This window comes from Paenibacillus sp. FSL H7-0943 (assembly GCF_037963265.1).
In the GTDB taxonomy this organism is placed as follows: Bacteria; Bacillota; Bacilli; order Paenibacillales; family Paenibacillaceae; genus Paenibacillus_AQ; species Paenibacillus_AQ odorifer.
This window is the reverse complement of sequence record NZ_CP150148.1, coordinates 6,488,727-6,504,109: the sequence shown is the minus strand read 5'-3', so window position 1 is coordinate 6,504,109 and position 15,383 is coordinate 6,488,727. Positions and strand designations below refer to the sequence as shown.

Genomic DNA, 15,383 nt, shown 5'->3' with positions numbered 1-15,383 from the left:
TTAGAGTCAATTAACGAAATACACATGAATTGTGCGGAATTGAGGCAATTAGCTTCCTCAGCTCTTCCAATTCTGCTGTGAGCTCAGAGCAGGATTGGAGGTTGGACAGCATCCCCTGAATGATTGCTTTTCGCGGGTGAGGGATAAGCACTTCACCTTCCAGAATGTTGAGCGATTCCAGCAGATCGGCTGCTTCTTCGGATGCTATACTATCTAGTTTACTGATCGCAGTCTTCATTTCTTTAATGAGCTGTAATGGATTTTTTCGTTTGTTCTCCTCGTTCTCCGCCATCCAGTTTGCTAAAGTAGCAGAGTTGATTAGTGGAGCCTGTTTACTAGTAAGCAAGCCAGACACGATCATATCCATTAAATTCATTAGATGATCTGCCATATCGGCAATAGGTACCTGCGTATCCTTACGAAAAATAACCGCAATATAAGATTTGATGAGACCATGTCCGATCATACATAAATCTCCGGTATAGGGAACGACGTCTTTTCCGTAGAGCAACTCCATTTTTACCTGGAACCATCTTAAGAAGGAAGCGTTGTTTCTACGCAGCCAGTCCGGGACTTCAGTATCAAATCCTTTGCCCGCAACCTCCTGAATTTGACGCTGCAAGAACTCACGTAATTCGTACACATGACTTAGCAGAATTTCTATCTGATTCCTAAGCTTCTCACGTGGTGTTCGTCGGGTTTCCTGTTCTTCACGTAACAAGGGGTCCCGAATCATCCGATAACAATAAAGGAAGATACTGCGCTCCAGTTCTTCTTTTGATTTAAATACCAGATATAAACTGCCCTTCGAAATCCCGCATAATTCAGCTATCTCTTGCATGGATGTGGACGAGGAGCCTTTTACAGCGAATAACTGCATAGCAATCTTAATAATCTGCTCCTGCTTATCAACAGTTTTATCATTCATTAAAGGATTAACCTCCTTTCTGACTACCCGGTTCTATAATTGACTAGTTGGTCAAAATAATTATATTCTATACAACCAGGCATTACAAATATCGGAACAGAAGGGTTACATTTTTGTCGTAAATAGATTTTAAACAGTAATTTGCTAGGAAGAAATGTGTTCTTCATGTAATATATAAAATGTGTCAATTTCGTGTTGCTTGTATGAATAAGAAGGTAGGTAGAGTATGAGAAGAGGACTTCAATCTATAATTATCATTGGGGCATTCATAGCATTTTATTATTTTGGTTTCGGCATTTTTGGGAGTACTGCGGGAACGATTATTAGTATCTTCTCCACTCTGACAGTGATTTCGATTAGCTTGGCTATTTTTATGGAGAACCGTAATCCTTCTACAACAATGTCATGGATCTTATTGCTTGCGTTGATCCCGGTGCTGGGACTGGTCTTCTATTTTCTATTTGGGCAAAATGTGTTCAAACGCCGTAAATATGATAAAAAGGCACAAAGAGACCTTATGGCCTACGAAAGAATTGAGAATGACGCTTTACGTACGCACCAAGATTGGTCAGTCTTTGATCCCTCGCGCCAAAAACTGCTGCTGTTATCCAAAACTTTAGCACGTACTCCTATTTCCTTCGCATCAGAAACACGTATCCTCACTAATGGTGAAGAGACGTTTGGTACGTTATTGTTGGAGCTCCGTCAAGCTAAACATCACATTCATATGGAGTATTACATCTTCCGGGCGGACCACATTGGAACACGCATTAAACAAATTCTGATCGATAAAGCTCGCGCCGGTGTTGCAGTCAGATTTATGTATGATGCCGTTGGCAGTTTTCAGCTTTCCAAAGCTTTTTTGAAGGAAATGAGTGATGCCGGGGTTCAGGTGGCTTCGTATGGAAATTCAACATCCTTTTTTTCCAGCCGTGTGAATTACCGGAATCACCGTAAGATTGTTGTGATCGACGGCGATGTCGGATTCATGGGGGGTCTCAATGTAGGCGATGAATATTTAAGCCGCAGTAAGACTTATGGATTTTGGCGTGACACACATATGTTGGTTAGAGGCGAAGCGGTACGGACGATGCAAATTATTTTCCTGCAAGATTGGATGCACACTACGGGCGAAAAAATACTGGAGCAAGACTATCTTACTCCGCAGCTTCGCTTTATGACAGGTGATGGTGCCGTACAGATTATTGCTAGTGGGCCGGATAACGAACGTCGTGCGCTCAAAAACATTTTCTTCTCCATGATCACTTCTGCCGAGAAATCGGTGTGGATTGCCAGTCCATATTTTATTCCTGATGAGGACATCTTAACTGCACTGCGTGTAGCTGCTGTTTCTGGTTTAGATGTGCGATTGTTATTTCCGGCTAAGCCGGATAAATGGATTCCGTTTCTGGCTTCACACTCTTATTTTCCGGCGTTGCTGGAAGCTGGCGTGAAGATTTATGAATATGAAAAGGGATTTATCCACTCGAAGCTGCTTATCGTTGATGGTGAAATAGCGACCATTGGCACGGCCAATATGGATATGCGCAGCTTCCACCTTAACTTTGAAGTGAATGCACTACTGATTCAGACGGAGAGCGTTGCTCGTATTGTTGCTGATTTTGAACGGGATTTATTATCTACCAGCTTAATTGAGCATGAGGAATTTATGAATAAGCGTATGGTGATCCGTATACTGGAATCTGCTGCTCGGCTTATGTCACCGTTACTATAACCCAAAAACCACCGCAGAGGGTGTTATCCCTCATCTGCGGTGGTTTTTGCTTTAAAAAGTGGTTAAACCCAAGGTGGTCTGCAACCGGAACAGAATGTACTTGAACCAAGTTACTTCCCCCTGATAAGCTTCAAGAGGCAGAGTATACTCATGGTCCTCGTTATTCCATAGTCGATTGAAGTAGGTTTCCATCTCGATATAAAGAGGCTGATCTTGTTTTACAGATACCCACAGATTATTCTCCAGGTTGTAGTCATCCAGATTGCGTGTCGTAAAATTGGTGGAACCGCCAAGAATGATGGAACTTCCAGTCTGTTTGGCAATGAAGAGCAACTTTGGATGATATTGCTCTTTGGTCGTATTGTACCAGCGAATAGAGATCTCTCCGTTTGTGCGCTTGTTCAAGTTCATGGCAACTGGACGGTTAGGAATGCCGATTTTATCACGGCCGAAGGCGTTCTGATTGGGGTCCAGTATCAATTTTACCGTAGCCCCTCGTTCGGTAGCCTCTACCAATTCATCGAGAATGGCATCATCGGCAAGGTAGAACATACCCATCCAAATGGTGTCACCCTTCTGCGCAGATTGGAGGGCTTGCCGTGCATATTTATATACCTTTCCTTCCGTTAAATAGCGGACCTCCATAGATTCTTCAGAGTGCTGATCCTTCTCCTTGGTGAAGTCTGGCTCATAAGTGAGTAGTGGCCCTGCATCCGAAAGATTGGCCGCGGCTTGTTCCGTCTGGAGAATATCAGCAATAATTGGGCCTTGTACTTCCAGAGCGATATTGGAATGATAGGCGCTGGCATCATGGATATTTCCTGAGGAGACTAGAGCGGTATTCTCACTAACAACCACCTTACGGTGGTTAGCCTTCACATTAAGTAGCTTCAAATAAGAACGTGCGGTAATATCCGGTCCTCCGCTGGCCATAAGATTGGGAATCCGGCCTTCGCCCGACTGGCCGAACCATTGAATAAAGGTACGCCAGACAGCGGAATAAGCAGGCGTAGAATCGCGTAGAGCATTTACATCGGTCAAAATCACTTTAATCCCCGCAGCCTTCAATTCTTCCAGAAGATGATTGGGTGCAGAGTTGTAATTGGTATTAACCTCATCTGTAATGAAGACGATCTCCATCTCAGGATAAGTTGTTTTTTGTAAAATAAGCTTGTCCGTCAACATTCGGCTGACCGGAGGAAATGACTGATCTTTATGGGTATAATCATTGAAAAGGAAGAGGTCAATCACCAAAAATTCTTTGGACTCCTCGATAATTTGTAGAATCCTCGAAAGAATCTGACTCTCTTGAGTGCCCGTGGCTGTACCGTCCGAATAGGTTAGGTCGTGCCAGAAGGATACATGATTCGTTTTGTATATAGGGCTTTCATAGGAAATGCCGCTGGGTAAAGGTTTGTGCGTCTGGTAAGTCATTACGCCGATTAGCCAGAGGATTAGAATGAAGACAGTCCATAACGCCATTCTGCGGCGGCGTGAACCGGAACGTTTCTTCGTAGTTAAACCGGGAGCGTAGTTTATTTCTTTAGGTTTATAGGGGTGAACGGGTTGCTGACGATCTGAATTCATGGAAGTTCCTCCTGAAATTATTGCAGAGCACTTCCTTGTGATTGTTATGCTCCGGTGTATTACCAACCTATTAACACCTAGTGGAGCGAAATGAAGCAGCATCCGTATCATTAACGTTTAATGACATAACACATAGGCTTATGTATAATGAGTGTGAAAGATTTGTATAATGTTTATGGTTTCGAATTTGGGCAGTTGCAATAAGGAAAGAGAGTGAGTTCTATCATGTATTCCATCAAACAGGTTGTTGAAATGCTGGATATTCCTTCTGTGACACTCAGAGCTTGGGAGAATCGGTATCAGGCGGTTACACCTGAACGAACCGAATCCGGGTACAGGCTGTATAGCCATGAGAATGTCGAGGATCTGCGCTGGCTGAAGGAACAGACCGAGCAGCAAGGGGTAAGCATATCGCATGCTGTTCGAATGCTGAAGGCTCGTAAAGAAAAACAACTGGATGATACTCTTTCAGTCGCAAGCGGAAACACTCAGGATGCTTTTGAGAAGATGAAAGAACAAATATACAATGCACTACATGACTTTCAGGGAGAGCGAGCTAATGCCTTAATTGACTTTGGGTTGTCTCTTTATGGTTATGAAGTAATGTTCCATCAGGTACTTGTGCCTATCTTGATACAAGTAGGCGATGCCTGGGAAGCTGGCATAGCAACGGTAGCGCAAGAACATTACACTACTCATATGATCTCCAACCGGTTCTATCAAATATTCCACGTATTCCCCGTTTACTCCCATTTGCCGAAGGTGCTGGCTTTCTGCCCTGCTGGAGAGCATCATCAAGTCGGGCTGTTGTTATTCGCCTTGTTTTTGCGCAAGAACGGAATGGAGGTCATCTACTTAGGAGCTAATACGCCTGAGGAAGGGATCATCACGATGCTGGGACAACAAAGTCGTGTAGGTTTGATTTGTCTGTCGATTACGGATAAAGAATTGATCCCCTTTAGTGAGGAGCTTATAGAGCGGCTAAGAAAGGTATGTCCAGGGGCTAAATTCCTCGTAGGTGGCAAGGGTTATGAAAGAGACCCTTCTTTATCTAAAGCGGATTATGTGATGACGGAACCTGCTGAACACTGGCAAGCGTGGTTTGATTATGTGTTTACAAGTATGAAGAGCAAGTAATCCTTCTGATCAAGAAAATAGAAATGTAAATAGGAGTCTGTAATATCACTTTCGGGTGATATGGCAGGCTCCTTTTTATTGGAAAGGGAGGAATGCTGCAGAGTTATTTACATAGCTGTTTAAACACTGTATGATATTTGTATAGTGTTTGTATGATTTTTGTATAATGTTTGATTGACATATAAAGCAGTAAAGGAGGGATCGTATGAGCAAAAGAAACAGAGCTAGAGTTGCAGTGGTTGGAGGGGGTCCGGGAGGACTTGCTGCGGCTATGCTCCTGGCTGCTGACGGCTATGATGTCACAGTTTATGAGAAGCAGGAGGTTGTTGGAGGTCGTTCAGGTGAACTTCGTCTGGGTGATTACCGATTTGATCGTGGAGCTACATTTTTAATGATGCCGCATTTGCTGGAAGAGTTATTTGCCTCCGCTGGTCGATCCCTGAAAGAGTATGTGGATATGAAAGAGCTTGACCCCCTATATTCGCTTCATTTTGGAGATACCGTATTTACGCCTTCTACGGATCAAGAGCGGACCGCTGAAGAGATAGAGAAGCTGTTCCCCGGAAACGGTAGTGGATATAAACGATTCATGGCTGAGGAACAGGATAAATTGGACCGGGTAATTCCGCTGCTGCAGCGGCCATTTCAATCTGTAGGGGACTATGTCAAAAAGGATGTCCTGCACGCGCTGCCTAAGCTGCATGCAACCGACACTGTATATAATAGACTTTCGAAATATTTTGATGATGAACGTCTGAGGTTTGCTTTTGCATTTCAGGCTAAGTATTTGGGGATGTCGCCGTGGGAATGCCCGGGTACCTTTACCATTCTTTCTTTTATGGAGCACCGATATGGACTGTATCATCCCATTGGTGGAATTAACCGTGTGCTAACGGCGATGGCAAAGGTTATTTCCGAGTACAGCGGAATCGTACATACTTCTTGCGGTGTAAAGCGAGTCTTGGTACAGAACGGGCAGGCGTGTGGTTTATTGCTGGAGAATGGAGAGAAGGTGGAGGCGGATTATGTGGTGCTGGGAGCTGATTTTGGTTCGGCTATGACACAGTTATTCGAGCCTGGCATTCTTAAACGTTATTCACCGGATAAAATATCCCGCAAGCGGTACTCTTGTTCTACCGCCATGCTGTATTTGGGAGTCGACGGAGCCGTTGATTTAGCTCATCACTCCGTTCATTTCGCTGATGATTATCGGCTTAATGTTGAAGAGATTACTCGCCTTGGCAAGTTGTCTGCAGATGCTTCGATCTACGTTCATAATCCCTCCGTTCTAGATTCTACGTTGGCACCAGCCGGGAAATCATCCCTTTATGTACTTATGCCGGTACCTAACCTGACGGCTGATATCGATTGGGAGCAGAAGGGGGAATTGGTGAAGCAAGATATGATGGATCGGCTTCAGCGCATTTCAGGATTAGAAAATTTGCCTCAGCGAATAGAGGAGAGTCTGTTCTTCTCACCATTAGATTGGCGGAACAAGCAGAATGTATATAACGGGGCAACTTTTAATTTGGCTCATAATCTCGGGCAGATGATGTATATGCGACCTCATAACACCTTTGAAGAGGTGAAGGGAATATGGCTGGTTGGCGGAGGGACTCATCCCGGAAGTGGTCTTCCAACGATATTTGAATCGGCGAAAATTAGTGTGGCGCTGCTGAAGGAGCAAGACCGTGCAGCTAGATCTAAGGTGGTATCCACAGGATTCGCCGGAACGGGAGCTTCATTATGAGCCGGGTTGCTATTGTGGGCAGCGGTATAGGTGGTCTTACAGCAGCACTTCTGCTAAGCCAGCGTGGGCAGGAGGTTACGGTGTATGAACGTGCACCTCGGGTTGGTGGACGTGTGGCTTTTGAAGAGAATGGCCGTTACCGGATCGATCAAGGACCAACAATTGTACTACTACCGGAGATGCTGCTGAACATTCTGGAAGAGGGCGGCCTACCAACGGAGAGTCTGGAGTTGCTACGGTGCGATCCGCTCTACCGTGTTCATTTTAAGAGTGGACGTACCTTGACCAAAGTGAACGGAATAGAGGCGCAGGCGGCTGAGATCGAGAGGTGTTTTCCCGGTGAAGGGCAAGGATTCATTAGATTCATGGAAGAGATGTCGGGTCTGTATCCCTTAGGGAAAGCTTCTTTTCTGGAACGAGGCTTCAAGACTCGCAGGGAATTCTTTAGCGTGAATAATTTGAGGCTAATGGTTCGTTTACGCGCCTATAAGAACCTTAGGGCCGCAGTTGGGCAGTATTTTCGCAGTGATGAGTTGAAGGATGCCTTCTCACTACAGAGTCTATACATTGGTGGAGCACCTTTCCGCACTCCGGGTCTTTATACAATGCTTCCTTATGCAGAGCATGCCTTTGGAGTCTGGATGCTGAAGGGAGGATATGGGGAGCTGCCTCGAATCATTGCACGAGAGCTAGAAATACGCGGAGTGTGCATGCACACAGGTACGGAAGTAGAGTCACTGCTTGTGGATGGTGGTAGATGCCACGGAGTAGTAGTTCATGGACAAGAGATAGCTTACGATGCTGTGCTCTATAACGGTGATTTTCCACACTTGTCCGGTCTTTTACCTGAAATTAAAGGGAGACAGTACCGTAAAGATTTCATGCCTTCATCAGGCTGTCTGCTCATCTATGTAGGAGTCTCCAAGCAATGGGAGGAGTCGCTGACACACCAGTTTTTTCTTCCTGATTCCTTGAATAAGAGCTTGCGTGATTTATTTGATCGCAAGAGCATCCCTGGTAAACCTTCCTATTATGTGTTCAATCCCGTGATGCTCGATGATACGGCAGCTCCTGAAGGAGAAAGTGTACTTTATTTTCTCATCCCAGTACCTGCCGGTGAAGAGATAGATTGGAATACGGCTGCAGAGCCCTTGGCTTCACAAGTCCTGGCAGACGCCGAAGAGCGAGGTTTTCCTGGGCTTGGTGCTCATACAGTTTGGCGAAAAATTCGTACACCGGCTGATGCTGCCAAGGAAGGTTTGTTCGGCGGTGGAAGCTTTGGGATCGCACCCGTGCTGACACAATCCGGTGTGTTTCGACCTCAGTCTAAGCCCTACAATATTGAAGGTTTATATGCTGCTGGTGCATCTGTGCATCCTGGCGGCGGCGTTCCTATTGTTATGCAGGGCGCAAAATTGGCAGTTCATGAACTGATGAAGGAGATGAACAATACATGAATGAACAAGTATTACAGAAATGTGAGGAAATGATCAGAAAGGGTTCTTCTTCGTTTTACAGGGCATTTGATGGCTTGCCTAGTCCGCGACGGGAGGCGGTGCATGTAATCTATGCCTTTTGCCGCCTAATAGACGACAGTGTAGATGAGCCGGAAAAATCACCGTATACGATTCATGAGCTCCGCAATCATTTCCGAAACTTAGAGCAAGCAGAGGGGCATTTCATTTGGCCTGCACTACGTTGGTTGCTGCATCATTTTCCTCATTTGGATAAACAGCCGTTTCTGTTACAAATGGAAGGTCAGGTAAGAGATCTCTCCTTCACTCATTATGAGACGCTGGAAGAGCTTCTATCTTATTGTTATCTCGTAGCAGGTACTGTAGGAGAGATGCTGCTACCTGTATTGAGAGACGACGGAGGCGATGAAGCACAGGAAGCAGGGATCGCACTTGGTATGGGTATGCAGATCGTAAATATTATCCGTGATGTGGGTGAAGATCTAGGGCGCGGAAGAAGGTATATTCCTTTGGAAATCATGAGAAAGAACGGGTACAGCCAGCAAGAGCTGGAACACGGAGTGGTTAATGAGTGTTTTGTAGCTGTATTGCAGGATCTTAGAAGAGAGGCATTGCTGTGGTTTGAGAAGGGCCTGAACAATGTGGATACTTATCCCCCGGAGAGTGGGATGGCAGTAGAATTGGCCGCCGCCTTTTATGCAGGTATTCTCGATGATGTAGCCGCAGGCAATTACGACGTATTTCGCAGGCGTGCCTATGTCAGTGATGAGGCTAAGCTTAGGATGTTCCATCGTACCGCTATGCGTTATGCGCCAATTTTAGGAGGCAAGGGCAGAACGGCGGTGTACTAAATGATCCGAATAGTATTCTGGGTATGGTACTTTATTGGAGCGCTGTTGTTAATATGGCTTGGCATTCCTGAAAGTTTACAATTTTCTAATGGTTTATTTCTTATTTTTTATGCAGCCTATGCTGCAGATTTAATTTACAAGGGATCGAAGCAGCAATTAATGTCTGACCAGTCAGTCATTAAACAATGCAAGCCTGTTATTTGGGTGTCGGCTATTCTTATTTGGACCTTAGGCATGTCCGTTGAGTGGATTGGTGTTCATTCCGGTAAGTTGTTTGGTACTTATAATTACTCTGATATTTTAGGTCCGCTACTGTATGGGGTGCCTATTACTTTAGGTTTTGCTTGGATTGCTGTAATATACAATGCTGCTTTGATTAGTTACGATTTCGGACTAAGGGGACCACGATTATGGCTGGCAAAAGCACTGCAGATTGGGTTTTGGACTGTACTGCTGGATCTCGTATTGGACCCTGTTGCTCATGCTAGAGGCTTCTGGCATTGGGGTAGTAGTGGAGGATTCTATGGTGTGCCTTGGAGCAATTTCGCCGGATGGTTCCTCGTAGGGATGATCTTATCCTTAACGCTACGTAACGTTAAGAGCACTAGTTTGTCTGCTCGTAGCGGGACCCGGTTATATCAAGCGATATTAATCTTATTTGGAACCATCGGTCTGCGTGAAGGCTTGCTGCTCTGTGGAGTTATTGCTGTGCTAGGGGCGTTACTTGCTGAAGGGAGCTTGCGTTATGTTGGAAGCCGTCAAACACAAAGGCTTTGATAAGTTGTTCTATCATTACAATCGGCTTTATTTGATTCAAAGACATTTCCGTTATGTTGGGGTCGCTGGACAATTGCAGCCAAAATCTGCGGGAGATAGACCCATTCTATATATTATGAATCATAGTTCTTGGTGGGATGGATTACTGGCTTACCATGCAGCGAGAACCATGACTAGTAGAGAGCACTTTTTCATGATGGAGGAAGAGCAGCTGCGGAAGTACGCTTTCTTCCGCAAGCTCGGCGCCTATTCTATTAATCGGCATAACACCGGGGATATCAGTGCCTCGCTCCGTTATACGGCAAGGTTACTACATAAACGGGGGAATATATGGATATATCCCGAAGGGGAAATTCGGCCGCTGGAGCACCGTCCATTAAAGTTGCAGGCAGGGGTAGGACTAGTACTTCGATTATGTCCAGAAGCACTTGTTGTACCTGTCACTCTTTATCATGGCTTGTTCCGGCATTCCAAACCGGAGGCGACGCTGTTGGCGGGCAATGCTATATCCCAGCCATGGCGTGATATGGATCGCAACAATATCATAAAGGAGCTGCAGGCTGTGCTTAGAGAGCAATTGGATCATCACCGTCTGATGATGGTTAATAACGGGGGTTATATTCCGGGAGGGTTTACTCCACTCATGAAGCAGGGCAAATCTATTAATGAATGGTTTGATGCTGTGCGACTATGGGGGAGAAGATGACTCTTTTTCTGCAGATCATTAGTGGATGCCTCCTCCTTCAATATTTATTTGCACTGTGGAATACAGCCCAGCTACCGAAGCTTGGAATATCGAATTCGAAACATACCACTAAGGTTAGTGGAAGTTCTTCTACAGAAGAATGTAATCGACGTGTGTCTGTACTGATACCGGCTCGTGACGAGGCAGACAATATTGGGGATTGTCTTACTTCCGTGTTGGCCTGTACAAGTACAGGGTGGGATTTGGAGGTTATTGTTCTGGATGACCGGTCTGGTGACGAAACAAGCAGGATTGCCAGAGCTACAGGAGATGAGCGTGTTAAGGTTGTGGACGGAAGAGAATTGCCAGATGGCTGGTTAGGCAAGTCTTATGCCTGCAATCAGCTAGTGGAGGCAGCCTCTGGAGAATGGTTGTTTTTTCTTGATGCAGATATTCGGCTGAAACCTGAAGCGTTGGAGAACGCTCTTGCCATGGCTGAAGCACAAAAAGAGGGTCTCATCACAGGATTTGCTTATCAGCATACTGGGACTTGGCTGGAAAAGCTTGTGGTACCTTTAATGACCTTTACGATCATTTGTCACTTGCCGATCCCTCTTGTTCGTGCTTCCCGTGATCCACGATTCGTAGCAGCACATGGAGGATTTATGCTGGTTCACAGGAATAGTTATATGCGCTGTGGTGGTCATGCGGCGATTCGAACGGATCTTGTAGATGATATGGCCTTAGCTCGTGCGGTCAAGAAGTCTGGTGACCAAGTAACACTTGCCGATATTACGGAATATGCGGAAATGAGAATGTATCATAATGCCATCGAGGTATGGAATGGCTACCGCAAAAATATTTATGCTGGATTGGGTCGCCGCCCAGTTATTCTACTGGGAATGTTAAGTTTGTATACTTTGTTATACGTGTTTCCTGTAGCGGCGTTTTTTTTCTTCAGTGCGACAGGTCAGGCTATTGAGGCTGCATGGGCTTTGTCGTCTAGTCTGTTAGGCATTGCTATTAAGCGGATTAGTGATGCCTCTGCCAGACAATCTGTATGGTTATGCTTGCTGATTTCTGCGAGTATTGTCTGTTTGTCAGCTATTGCGATTAGTTCTTGGTGGGGCAGTCGTCCTGATCAAGGCTATGAATGGAAAGGGAGGCGTTACCTATGAAATCAAAGGCAGTAATCATCGGTGCAGGTTTCGGTGGACTGTCCTGTGCTGTTGCCTTAGCCTCGAAAGGCTGGGAGGTGACAGTGCTGGAACGCCAACAGAATCCTGGTGGCAAGCTGCAACGGATCGAAATCGATGGCTATACCTTTGACAGGGGTCCGAGCACGATAACAATGCCTCATGTATTTCGCTCACTCTATGAGCTTGCTGGTGCTTCTATGGAGGATTATGTCCAAATATATGAGCTGGAGCCGCGCACACGTAATATTTTTGCGGATGGAACTGTAGTAGATTTCTCTCGCGACCAAGCGTTTATGAAGGCTCAGATAGCCAAATACAGTTCAAGTGATGCACTCCGGTATGACGATTTTATGGCTGAAGCTGCTATGCTCTATCAACTCAGTGAGAAGCAGTTCTTAAATAAATTGCTGTTGTCCTGGCGAGATAAGCTGTCTCTTCCTCTACTACGGGATCTGCTGCGAGTCAGGCCTTTTTTAAGTTTGCATTCACTCCTAATGAGATACTTTAGCCATCCTCACACCTTAGCCATGTTAGGTCGCTACGCGACCTACGTCGGATCTTCCCCGTTTCGTTCACCAGCTATTTTCGCCATGCTTGGATATGTGGAAAGTGTAGAAGGAGTTTATGGTGTGCGGGGCGGAACTTACAAGCTGGTCGAAGGTCTTTCGGAACTGGCACAAGGCTTAGGGGTTCGTATCATGACAGGGGTTGAAGTTACGAATATTTCCGTGGTAAAAGGAGTAGTCGAAGGTGTGGATACAACACGAGGCTTCTACAAGGCGAAGACGGTTATTGCAGGAGGAGATGTGCTCACTGTAAACCGTATGCTTGTGCAGGAGAATAGCCGTCCTTCTATGAGTGATCGCAAAATCGCTGCTTATGAGCCCTCTTTATCAGGGTTTGTAACACTCGCAGGTGTTCCTCGTAAATATAATGCTTTATTACATCACACGGTGTTTTTCCCAGAGCAATATGAGTCAGAGTTTAGAGATATTTTTGAACGCAAATGTCCTCCCGAGCATCCGACCGTTTATGTGTGCCACTCTGGATACTCTGAGTCAGGTATGGCCCCTGAAGGAAGCAGTAATCTGTTTATTTTGGCTAATGCACCTTATATAAATGAGGTCTGTGATTGGCGGACAGAGACTGCTTCCTATGGTAAAAGAGTACTATCGGTGCTTGCGAGCCATGGAATTACAGGTTTACATCAGAGCGATGTGCTCCAACATTATACACCTCAAAATATCGCAGATGACACACTGGCTCACAAGGGCGCGATCTATGGGATTTCTTCGAACTCAGTAGGGCAGACCTTCTTCAGACCGGGCAATCGTTCCAGCGATGTTAAAGGACTCTGGTATGTAGGTGGAACTACACACCCCGGCGGTGGCACACCGATCGTCTCGTTATCGGGAAGGTTAGTCGGTGAGCATATTGCTAGCCATGTGTAGAAGCTGATTTGTAGAATAATAGAGATGTGAATTGTAATCGCTAACCTCATATTGTAAATTCATCTGTAGGGATATGTTATAATAAATCGAGTTTGGAAATAGGAGGAACGCAGCATGAATCATACGCCAGAAGAGGCCGTGCCATATGATGCGACTAGGCAGTCTGGCGCAGATCATGGCAAGGACCTACCGGCTGCAGAGGCTTCTGACAAAAGATCTTTATTGCCTACATCGAAGACAGGCGAACGCAAAATTGAACATGTACGGCTTTGCCTAAATGAAGAAGTAGGTGGCGTCGGTGTGACTACAGGGTTTGAACATTACAGATTTCAGCATAATGCTCTGCCAGAGCTGAATTTCGACGATATATCATTGCAGACTACGTTTTTGGATCGTAAGCTGCGTACACCGCTGCTCATCAGCTCGATGACAGGTGGCAGTGCAGCTACAGGAGCGATTAATGCCCGGTTAGCCGCAGCTGCGCAGCGTCGTGGTTGGGCGCTGGGTGTAGGTTCGGTTCGGGCGGCAGTGGAGCGTTCTGAGCTTACGGCAACCTTTTATGTGCGGGATCAAGCGCCTGATATTCCGGTTATCGCCAATATTGGTGCTGTACAGCTGTCCTATGGTTTTGGGATTGAGGAATGTCGCCGGGCTGTGGATATCGCAGGTGCTGATTTTCTTGTACTGCATCTGAATGGCCTGCAAGAGGTCTTTCAACCGGAAGGGAACACTGGTTTTGCCTCTTTGCTATCGCAGATAGAGAAGGTATGCCGGGCACTTGAGGTCCCTGTAGGTGTGAAAGAAGTAGGCTGGGGCATTGATGGAGATGCAGCTGCACGTCTTTATGATGCAGGAGCGGCTTTTATTGATGTTGCGGGTGCAGGCGGGACATCTTGGAGTCAGGTGGAGAAGTTCCGCAGTGTAGATCCTATACGGCGGGCAGCGGCGGAGGCTTTCGCAGATTGGGGCACTCCAACAGCTGATTGTATCACAGAGGTGCGCGCAGTTTCTCCGCAGGGCGCTTTGATTGGCAGCGGCGGACTGAAACATGGCGTGGATGCAGCGAAAGCATTGGCACTTGGAGCTGATCTGGCAGGCTTTGGCCGCAATCTGTTAGGGCCGGCTGTCGATTCTGAAGAGGCGCTGGATGCTGCATTAGCACAGGTAGAACTGGAGCTAAAAATAGCAATGTTTGGTATTGGCGCTCCAGATTTAGCAACTTTACGTGGAACTTCCCGTTTAATACGTAAATAGGATGGTAAATATTGAAGCGAGGAAGTGAGTAAGATTATGATTAAACTGATCCATATGGATGAGTCGGCCTTTCAATTTTTCTTAGGTCAAGCTACCCGGGATTATGCGGAAGATAAGATCAGCGCCGGTGCTTGGGATCCAGAGATCGCGATGAAGCTGTCTGAGGAAGCTATAACGCGCTCTTTGCCAAAAGGGCTGCACACAGATGGTGCTTATCTATATTCTATAGTAGAAATAAGCAGTGATGAACAGGTGGGTTATATCTGGTTTAACGTAAGTGAAGGCCGTGGTGGCCGCGAGGCTTTCATTTATGATTTTTATGTTTTTGAACCGTTCCAGAGTAAGGGTTATGGCAAGCAGGCTATGATCGCACTCGATGAAGAAGCCCGGGAGATGAATGTTACCAAAATCGGGTTGCACGTCTTCGGCCAGAACAATCGCGCATTTGAGCTATACAAAAAAATGGGGTATATCGTAACTGACATCACGATGTCTAAAGATCTATAGTCCATAAGTGTGAGGACCTCGAAAGAGGTCTTTTTTTGTTTTTCTAC

13 protein-coding genes are annotated in these 15,383 nt (G+C 45.9%); 11 read left to right on the top strand and 2 right to left on the bottom strand.

The window, feature by feature from the left end; all coding sequences use genetic code 11:
- Positions 1 to 10: 10 nt before the first annotated feature.
- Complete coding sequence (locus NSQ55_RS28520) at positions 11 to 928, bottom strand: TetR/AcrR family transcriptional regulator (protein ID WP_076276923.1); 918 nt, start codon at positions 926 to 928, stop codon at positions 11 to 13.
- 226 nt (positions 929 to 1,154) lie between these two features.
- Between NSQ55_RS28520 and cls the strand changes: the two genes are divergently transcribed.
- Entirely contained in the window at positions 1,155 to 2,663 is a 1,509-nt protein-coding gene (gene cls, locus NSQ55_RS28515) for a cardiolipin synthase (RefSeq protein WP_076123942.1), read from the top strand.
- A 51-nt stretch (positions 2,664 to 2,714) separates the two neighbouring features.
- Here cls and NSQ55_RS28510 read toward each other — a convergent pair whose 3' ends face one another.
- Positions 2,715 to 4,250 carry a phospholipase D family protein gene (locus NSQ55_RS28510; RefSeq protein ID WP_339170259.1) on the bottom strand — a complete coding sequence of 512 codons (1,536 nt, stop codon included), beginning with the start codon at positions 4,248 to 4,250 and terminating at the stop codon, positions 2,715 to 2,717.
- Positions 4,251 to 4,475: 225 nt separating this feature from the next.
- Between NSQ55_RS28510 and NSQ55_RS28505 the strand changes: the two genes are divergently transcribed.
- From NSQ55_RS28505 to NSQ55_RS28460, 10 genes are all read left to right on the top strand, one after another.
- Positions 4,476 to 5,387, top strand: coding sequence for a MerR family transcriptional regulator (locus NSQ55_RS28505; RefSeq protein WP_339170256.1), 912 nt, complete (start codon positions 4,476 to 4,478; stop codon positions 5,385 to 5,387).
- Between the two features lie 205 nt (positions 5,388 to 5,592).
- On the top strand, positions 5,593 to 7,137 hold the full coding sequence (gene crtI, locus NSQ55_RS28500) for a phytoene desaturase family protein (protein ID WP_076182051.1): 1,545 nt from the start codon (positions 5,593 to 5,595) through the stop codon (positions 7,135 to 7,137).
- Positions 7,134 to 8,594, top strand: a complete 1,461-nt coding sequence (gene crtI, locus NSQ55_RS28495) for a phytoene desaturase family protein (RefSeq protein ID WP_076182053.1) — start codon at positions 7,134 to 7,136, stop codon at positions 8,592 to 8,594. Before crtI (NSQ55_RS28500) ends, crtI (NSQ55_RS28495) begins: the two co-directional genes overlap by 4 nt.
- Positions 8,591 to 9,463 carry a phytoene/squalene synthase family protein gene (locus NSQ55_RS28490; protein ID WP_111505823.1) on the top strand — a complete coding sequence of 291 codons (873 nt, stop codon included), beginning with the start codon at positions 8,591 to 8,593 and terminating at the stop codon, positions 9,461 to 9,463. Before crtI (NSQ55_RS28495) ends, NSQ55_RS28490 begins: the two co-directional genes overlap by 4 nt.
- Positions 9,464 to 10,240 (top strand): carotenoid biosynthesis protein, encoded by a 777-nt coding sequence (locus NSQ55_RS28485; protein WP_339170252.1) that lies wholly within the window; start codon positions 9,464 to 9,466, stop codon positions 10,238 to 10,240.
- On the top strand, positions 10,209 to 10,946 hold the full coding sequence (locus tag NSQ55_RS28480) for a lysophospholipid acyltransferase family protein (RefSeq protein WP_339170249.1): 738 nt from the start codon (positions 10,209 to 10,211) through the stop codon (positions 10,944 to 10,946). The genes NSQ55_RS28485 and NSQ55_RS28480 overlap by 32 nt, the downstream gene beginning before the upstream one ends.
- On the top strand, positions 10,943 to 12,103 hold the full coding sequence (locus NSQ55_RS28475; RefSeq protein WP_339170246.1) for a glycosyltransferase family 2 protein: 1,161 nt from the start codon (positions 10,943 to 10,945) through the stop codon (positions 12,101 to 12,103). The genes NSQ55_RS28480 and NSQ55_RS28475 overlap by 4 nt, the downstream gene beginning before the upstream one ends.
- The gene (gene crtI / locus NSQ55_RS28470; RefSeq protein ID WP_081393905.1) at positions 12,100 to 13,575 is read left to right on the top strand and encodes a phytoene desaturase family protein; all 1,476 of its coding nucleotides are present in this window, start codon (positions 12,100 to 12,102) and stop codon (positions 13,573 to 13,575) included. The genes NSQ55_RS28475 and crtI (NSQ55_RS28470) overlap by 4 nt, the downstream gene beginning before the upstream one ends.
- Before the next feature lie 114 nt (positions 13,576 to 13,689).
- Entirely contained in the window at positions 13,690 to 14,829 is a 1,140-nt protein-coding gene (fni, locus tag NSQ55_RS28465) for a type 2 isopentenyl-diphosphate Delta-isomerase (RefSeq protein ID WP_081391782.1), read from the top strand.
- A 36-nt stretch (positions 14,830 to 14,865) separates the two neighbouring features.
- On the top strand, positions 14,866 to 15,336 hold the full coding sequence (locus tag NSQ55_RS28460) for a GNAT family N-acetyltransferase (protein WP_232061473.1): 471 nt from the start codon (positions 14,866 to 14,868) through the stop codon (positions 15,334 to 15,336).
- Positions 15,337 to 15,383 lie beyond the last annotated feature (47 nt).

Bases quoted from the DNA above. Each gene is read 5' to 3' on its own strand.
- NSQ55_RS28520 (WP_076276923.1), bottom strand. From the start codon at position 928: ATGAATGATAAAACTGTTGATAAGCAGGAGCAGATTATTAAGATTGCT.
- cls (WP_076123942.1), top strand. From the start codon at position 1,155: ATGAGAAGAGGACTTCAATCTATAATTATCATTGGGGCATTCATAGCA.
- NSQ55_RS28510 (WP_339170259.1), bottom strand. From the start codon at position 4,250: ATGAATTCAGATCGTCAGCAACCCGTTCACCCCTATAAACCTAAAGAA.
- NSQ55_RS28505 (WP_339170256.1), top strand. From the start codon at position 4,476: ATGTATTCCATCAAACAGGTTGTTGAAATGCTGGATATTCCTTCTGTG.
- crtI (WP_076182051.1), top strand. From the start codon at position 5,593: ATGAGCAAAAGAAACAGAGCTAGAGTTGCAGTGGTTGGAGGGGGTCCG.
- crtI (WP_076182053.1), top strand. From the start codon at position 7,134: ATGAGCCGGGTTGCTATTGTGGGCAGCGGTATAGGTGGTCTTACAGCA.
- NSQ55_RS28490 (WP_111505823.1), top strand. From the start codon at position 8,591: ATGAATGAACAAGTATTACAGAAATGTGAGGAAATGATCAGAAAGGGT.
- NSQ55_RS28485 (WP_339170252.1), top strand. From the start codon at position 9,464: ATGATCCGAATAGTATTCTGGGTATGGTACTTTATTGGAGCGCTGTTG.
- NSQ55_RS28480 (WP_339170249.1), top strand. From the start codon at position 10,209: ATGTTGGAAGCCGTCAAACACAAAGGCTTTGATAAGTTGTTCTATCAT.
- NSQ55_RS28475 (WP_339170246.1), top strand. From the start codon at position 10,943: ATGACTCTTTTTCTGCAGATCATTAGTGGATGCCTCCTCCTTCAATAT.
- crtI (WP_081393905.1), top strand. From the start codon at position 12,100: ATGAAATCAAAGGCAGTAATCATCGGTGCAGGTTTCGGTGGACTGTCC.
- fni (WP_081391782.1), top strand. From the start codon at position 13,690: ATGAATCATACGCCAGAAGAGGCCGTGCCATATGATGCGACTAGGCAG.
- NSQ55_RS28460 (WP_232061473.1), top strand. From the start codon at position 14,866: ATGATTAAACTGATCCATATGGATGAGTCGGCCTTTCAATTTTTCTTA.